Raw genomic sequence first — 5,807 nt, forward strand, 5'->3', positions numbered from 1 at the left:
ATTACTTTTTAATATTACTTTTTAATATTACTTTTTAATATTACTTTTTAATATTACTTTTTAATATTTTCAAATAACTCAAAAACTCTTGTTTTAAGAAGAGGATGTATTTTATATGGTGCTATCTCATTTAATGGTTCTAATACAAATTCTCTCATATGCATTCTAGGGTGTGGTAAAACTACAAACTCATCTTCTGACACATAATCATTATAGAAGATTATATCTAAATCCAAAGTCCGAGGTCCCCACTTAATAACTCTTTCTCTCTTGAGTTCCTTTTCTATATCTAATAGTAATTGCATTAACTCTGCTGGTGTAAGTAATGTTTTAACTTTGCATACTCCGTTCAAAAAGTCATCTTGTTCTACATTACCCCAAGGCTCTGTTTTTATTATACTTGATTTTTTTTCTAAAGTTGTATGATAATCTTTTTCTAATAATTCTAGCCCTTTGTTTATTATTGCAAGGCTATCACCCATATTAGAACCGAAAGCAATATACGCCTCATTCCATTTTCTAGTTATCTCTACATAAATAGTTTCTAGAGTTCTATGGACTGGTGCCCATGGTTTTTTCACTTTAATAGAAACCTCTTCAACTATACTATATTCCATTAAAATAAACTCTGCCATTTTTTCAGCAACAGTTTCTATTAAATCATAACTTTCTTTTTTAAATTCAACTTCTAATTTATGTGCAAGTTCCCCATAGTGAACTGATTTTGTTAAATCATTACTTTTAGCTGCTATATTTGTTGGCATTCTAAGTTCTATATCTAAAACAAATTTTTGTCCAAGTATTTTTTCAGCTTCAAAAACACCATGATTTGCAAATAATTCAAAGTTTTTTATTACTATCTTATCCATTCTTATCTCCTAACCATAGCATCTGTCATTTTCGCACAACGAACATTCTCTTTTACATCATGAACTCTTATAAAATCTATCCCCTTCATAATTCCAAGAGTTGTTGTTGCAAGTGTACCCTCAAGTCTTTCTTCAACTGGTAAATCGAGTGTTAAACCAATCATTGATTTTCTTGAAGTTCCTAAAAGTACAGGTATATCTTTTATTTTAAATTCAGAAAGTCTATTCATAACTTCTAGGTTTTGCTCTAGATTTTTCGCAAATCCTATTCCTGGGTCAAGTATTAATTTATCTATGCTAACACCTGAACTTACTGCTATTTCAATACTCTCCTTCAAATCATTAATCATATCTAATATGATATCATTGTAATTATTATTTTCTCTATTGTGCATTATACAACATGGTACATTATATTTTGCTGCAACTTTACTAATTTTATTACATTTTTTTAAGCCATAAACATCATTTATCATATCAGCCCCAGCTTTAATTGCTTCTTCTGCAACTCCCCCTTTATAAGTATCTATAGAAATAGGTATGTTATATCTCTCTTTTATAGCCTTTATTATAGGTACAACCCTACTGATTTCTAATTCCTCTTCAACGGTCATATGACCTGGTCGTGTAGACTCTCCACCTATATCTATAATATCAACACCATCATCTATCATCTTTTTCACTTGTACTAATGATTTTTCTAAATCATTAAACTTCCCACCATCTGAAAAAGAATCTGGTGTTACATTTAGTATTCCCATTATATATGTTTTTTCACCAATTAAAAACTCTTTAGTTCCAATTTTCATTTTATTCACTCCATTATAAAGAAATCATTCTATAAACTTCTGATTTTAATGATTCATTTTCCTTAAAGCACCCTCTATAAGTGCTAGTTATTGTTTTAGTACCTGGCTTTTTAACACCTCTCATAGTCATACACATATGCTCACCTTCAATTATTACCATAACACCTTTAGCATCTAAAAATTTCATTAAAGAATCTGCTATTTCAGATGTTAATCTTTCTTGTATTTGAGGTTTTTTTGAATATACATCAACAGTTCTTGCAAGTTTTGATAAACCTGCTACTCTACCATTTGGAATATATGCTATATGTGCTTTTCCATAGAATGGAGCTAAATGATGCTCACACATTGAAAAGTACGGTATATCTTTTTCTAAAACTAAATCATTAGATGATACTTCAAATGTCTTTTCTAAATATTCACTAGCATCTTTATTTAATCCCTCAAAAATTTCTTCGTACATTTTAGCTACTCTACTAGGAGTTTCTAAAAGTCCTTCTCTATTTAAATCTTCACCAATACCCTCAAGTATTAATTTTACACCTTCTATAATTTTTTCTCTGTCCAATTTTATAACTCCTCCAATACCCTCTTATAATCTTTTTGTATATTTTCAATAACACTGCTTTTTTCAAAAAAGATGTTATCTATCATACTTACTTTCATAATCCCCATAACCGAATTAGTTATAAAAATCTCATCTGCATTTAAAATGTTTTTTAAATCGAATTTTTCTTGTGTTATATTATAATTTTCTATAATCCATTGTCTAATTATACCATTTAATAAACCTGATTTTATATCCGGAGTGTAAATAATATCTTTTTTAACCCAAAATATATTACTCATACTGCATTCACTTATAAAACCTGCTTCATTTAAAAATAAAACTTCATCATATCCAAGTTCTTTTGCTTTACTTCTCTCAATTATATTTTCACTATAACTAGTAGATTTTATATAAGAGAGCAAAGATGTACTATTTCGGATAACACTGCTTAATTTAAGTTTAAATCCTGTATTATAATCTTTGTCATTATATATAATTTTTCTAGTTGTCGCAATAATATTTTTTTCAGATACTACAATTTTTAATACACAATTTTTAATATTATTTTCGACTATGAAGTTTAATACATCTAACTTATCAATAGTTTGTTTTATATTTAAAAGTTTAATAGATTTATTTAATCTTTCTATATGTTTACTAAGAAAAACAGGAGTATTTTTAACTAGAATAGTCTCAAAAACACCAGTTGAAAAAAAATATCCATCATCTAAATTAATTACTGAATTATCATTACAAAATTTTATCATTATAACACCCTCATTAATGCATTTGCTTTATCTAGAGTTTCATTATATTCACTTTCTTCATCTGATTCAATAGTTATTCCACCACCAACTCCAAAATAAGCTTTATTATCTTTTTTTAGTATTGTTCTTATAACTATATTAAAGTCACAGTTCCCTCTAAAATCAAAGTATCCTATAGCCCCAGTATAAATACCTCTTCTAAGTTTTTCTACTTCTTCTATAATCTCCATTGTCCTAATTTTAGGAGTCCCTGTTATAGAACCACCTGGGAAACATTCTTTTATACAATCTATTGCATTTATATCATCATCTAATATACCTTCAATGGTTGATACTAGATGAAATACAGTTGCATACTCTTCAATTTTGAAAAGTTCTGTTACATTTATAGTACTCGGTTTACATACTTTACTTAAATCATTTCTTTCTAAATCAACTACCATTAATAATTCAGATTTATCTTTCTCACTATTTAAAAGTATATTTCTGTTTATATCATCAATTTCTTTAGTATTCCCTCTTGGCATAGTCCCTTTTATAGGTCTAGTCTCAACCTTTCTATCTATTATATTTAAAAACCTTTCAGGAGAAGAGGATATTATACTCATATCTTCTAAATTCATATAGGCTGAAAAAGGCGCTGGATTTATCTTTCTAAGTTTTGAGTATATCGTAAAATTATCTTCATAACTCTCACAACTATATCTTTGTGTCATATTAGTTATATAGGTATGTCCATCTTTTATGTAATCTTTAACTTTTGTTATAGCTTTTTTATAATCTTCCTTTTCAAAATTAGATTTAAATTTTGAAAAATCAGTATTATATATATAATCAGTATTTTTATTATAATTTTCTTCAAATTTATTTATTTTTTCTAAAATAATATCTATTGATTTTTCAGTGTCTACTGATGTTATATATTTTTTATTATTTTCCAAATCAAATATTATAATATTATTGAAAAATAAAAAGTAACTATCATCTATAGCTAAGTCATTAATTGCCGTTTTAGGTAAGTTCTCCATAGTTTTAGACATATCATATGATATATATCCTATACTACCAGATAAAAATGGTATATTAGAAAATTCACTTGGTATATTAATAAGCTTTCTCTCTTCAAATATTTTATTTAACTCTTCAAATGGTTCCCCGACAAAACTCTTTTCATTTATTGTTATATGATTTTCTTTGGATTTAAATTTTAAATTTTTATTTACTCCAATAAATGAGAACTTTGAAAATTTACTATCATATTTTGAGCTATCAAGTAATATAACATCTTTTTCATCTTTCCAAATTTCAAATAATTGATTTATTTCAAGACTCGTTTTAAATTCTTTTATATTAAAGTTCATTAACATCGCACCTTTCAATAAAGTTTCTAAGCATATCATGTCCATACTCTGTAATGACTGCTTCTGGGTGGAACTGTACACCTTCAATATCATAGTCTTTATGCTTTATACCCATAATAACATCATCACTTGATAATGCTGTTATTTCTAAGCAACTTGGTAAATTATTTTTATTTATCATAAGTGAATGATATCTAGTGACATTAAATTCTTTTGGTAGATTTTTAAATACACCATCACCATTATTTATTATTTTACATACCTTTCCATGTATTGGTTTATCACCATAAATTATTTCACCACCAAAAACTTCGCCTATACACTGATGTCCAAGACATACTCCAAGTATAGGTATCTTTCCTTTAAAGTAGTCTATTATATTTAAACATTCCCTAACATCCTTAGGTGATTTTGGTCCTGGGGATATTATAATCCCAGCAGGATTTAATTTTTCTATTTCAAATATTGTAATTTTATCACGCCTAAAAACTAATATTTCCTGATTTAATTCTTTAAAATATCTAATTAGGTTATGAACAAATGAGTCGTAGTTATCTATCATTAAAAACATAATTGTAAATTATCTCCTTATAAAATGTGTTAAAATAATTATATCAGAATTTTATAGAAACTGAAATTTTAATATTAGGAGACTATGTTATGAATATAAAAGCAGAATTTCATTGTCATTCAATAGCCTCTGATGGTAAAATGACGCCCTCAGAAGTTATACAAATAGCAAAAAAGTTAAATCTTGAGTCTATTGCATTAACAGACCATGATACAACAGAAGGTCTAGAAGAGGCTTATTTAGAGGCTAAAAAACTTGGAGTAAACTTTATACCAGGTATAGAACTTAGTTGTGATTATAAGGGAGCAACTATACATTTACTAGGCTATTTCAAAGATGACTCATATAAAGAGAAAGAGCTTCAAGACTTTCTAAAGAATTTAAAAGTAAGAAGAGTTGAAAGAGCTGAGAAAATAGTAGAAAATTTAGAGAAATATTTTAATATAAAAATAGACTATAAAAAAGTTTTAGAAAAGGGAAAAGGTGTTATAGCAAGACCTCATATAGCTAAAACTATAATTGAAGCTGGTTATAATTATGAATGGGATCAAATATTTGAAGAATTTATAGGTGATGATTCACCAGCATATGTACCTAACGAAAAACTTGATGTAGCAGATGGAGTAAAACTTTTAAAGAAATTTAATGCTTTAGTTGTCCTAGCACATCCAAAACTTATAAAAAAAGTTCCTGTTGAAGAAGTTTTAAGTTTTGGTGTTGATGGAATAGAAGCTATCTACTTCCAAAACACTAATGTTGAAAATTCAGAGTATTCATCTCTAGCTATGCGACTTGGGCTTATTATTACATGTGGTTCAGACTGTCATGGTGATGATAAAACTGATACTAAACATGGATTTATTGGTGATATGTCTATTAG

7 protein-coding genes are annotated in these 5,807 nt (G+C 27.3%); 1 reads left to right on the plus strand and 6 read right to left on the minus strand.

Features of this window, described 5'->3' with window-relative positions:
* Nucleotides 1-53: 53 nt before the first annotated feature.
* The 6 genes from folK to Q0V15_RS11270 are packed head-to-tail and all read right to left on the minus strand — an operon-like array spanning nucleotide 54 to nucleotide 4,927.
* On the minus strand, nucleotides 54-869 hold the full coding sequence (gene folK, locus Q0V15_RS11245) for a 2-amino-4-hydroxy-6-hydroxymethyldihydropteridine diphosphokinase (RefSeq protein WP_297439043.1): 816 nt from the start codon (nucleotides 867-869) through the stop codon (nucleotides 54-56).
* A 2-nt stretch (nucleotides 870-871) separates the two neighbouring features.
* Nucleotides 872-1,678 carry a dihydropteroate synthase gene (gene folP, locus Q0V15_RS11250; protein ID WP_297439045.1) on the minus strand — a complete coding sequence of 269 codons (807 nt, stop codon included), beginning with the start codon at nucleotides 1,676-1,678 and terminating at the stop codon, nucleotides 872-874.
* 13 nt (nucleotides 1,679-1,691) lie between these two features.
* The gene (gene folE / locus Q0V15_RS11255) at nucleotides 1,692-2,246 is read right to left on the minus strand and encodes a GTP cyclohydrolase I FolE (RefSeq protein WP_297439047.1); all 555 of its coding nucleotides are present in this window, start codon (nucleotides 2,244-2,246) and stop codon (nucleotides 1,692-1,694) included.
* 2 nt (nucleotides 2,247-2,248) lie between these two features.
* Entirely contained in the window at nucleotides 2,249-2,995 is a 747-nt protein-coding gene (locus Q0V15_RS11260; RefSeq protein WP_297439049.1) for an aminotransferase class IV, read from the minus strand.
* The gene (gene pabB, locus Q0V15_RS11265) at nucleotides 2,995-4,356 is read right to left on the minus strand and encodes an aminodeoxychorismate synthase component I (protein WP_297439052.1); all 1,362 of its coding nucleotides are present in this window, start codon (nucleotides 4,354-4,356) and stop codon (nucleotides 2,995-2,997) included. Before pabB ends, Q0V15_RS11260 begins: the two co-directional genes overlap by 1 nt.
* Nucleotides 4,346-4,927, minus strand: coding sequence for an aminodeoxychorismate/anthranilate synthase component II (locus Q0V15_RS11270; RefSeq protein WP_297439054.1), 582 nt, complete (start codon nucleotides 4,925-4,927; stop codon nucleotides 4,346-4,348). The genes pabB and Q0V15_RS11270 overlap by 11 nt, the downstream gene beginning before the upstream one ends.
* Nucleotides 4,928-5,016: 89 nt before the next feature.
* Here Q0V15_RS11270 and Q0V15_RS11275 point away from each other — a divergent pair.
* Nucleotides 5,017-5,807 (plus strand): PHP domain-containing protein (locus Q0V15_RS11275; protein WP_297439056.1); only part of this gene is annotated, 791 nt, incomplete at its 3' end.

This window comes from uncultured Clostridium sp., from assembly GCF_947036855.1.
GTDB lineage: Bacteria > Bacillota > Clostridia > Clostridiales > Clostridiaceae > Sarcina.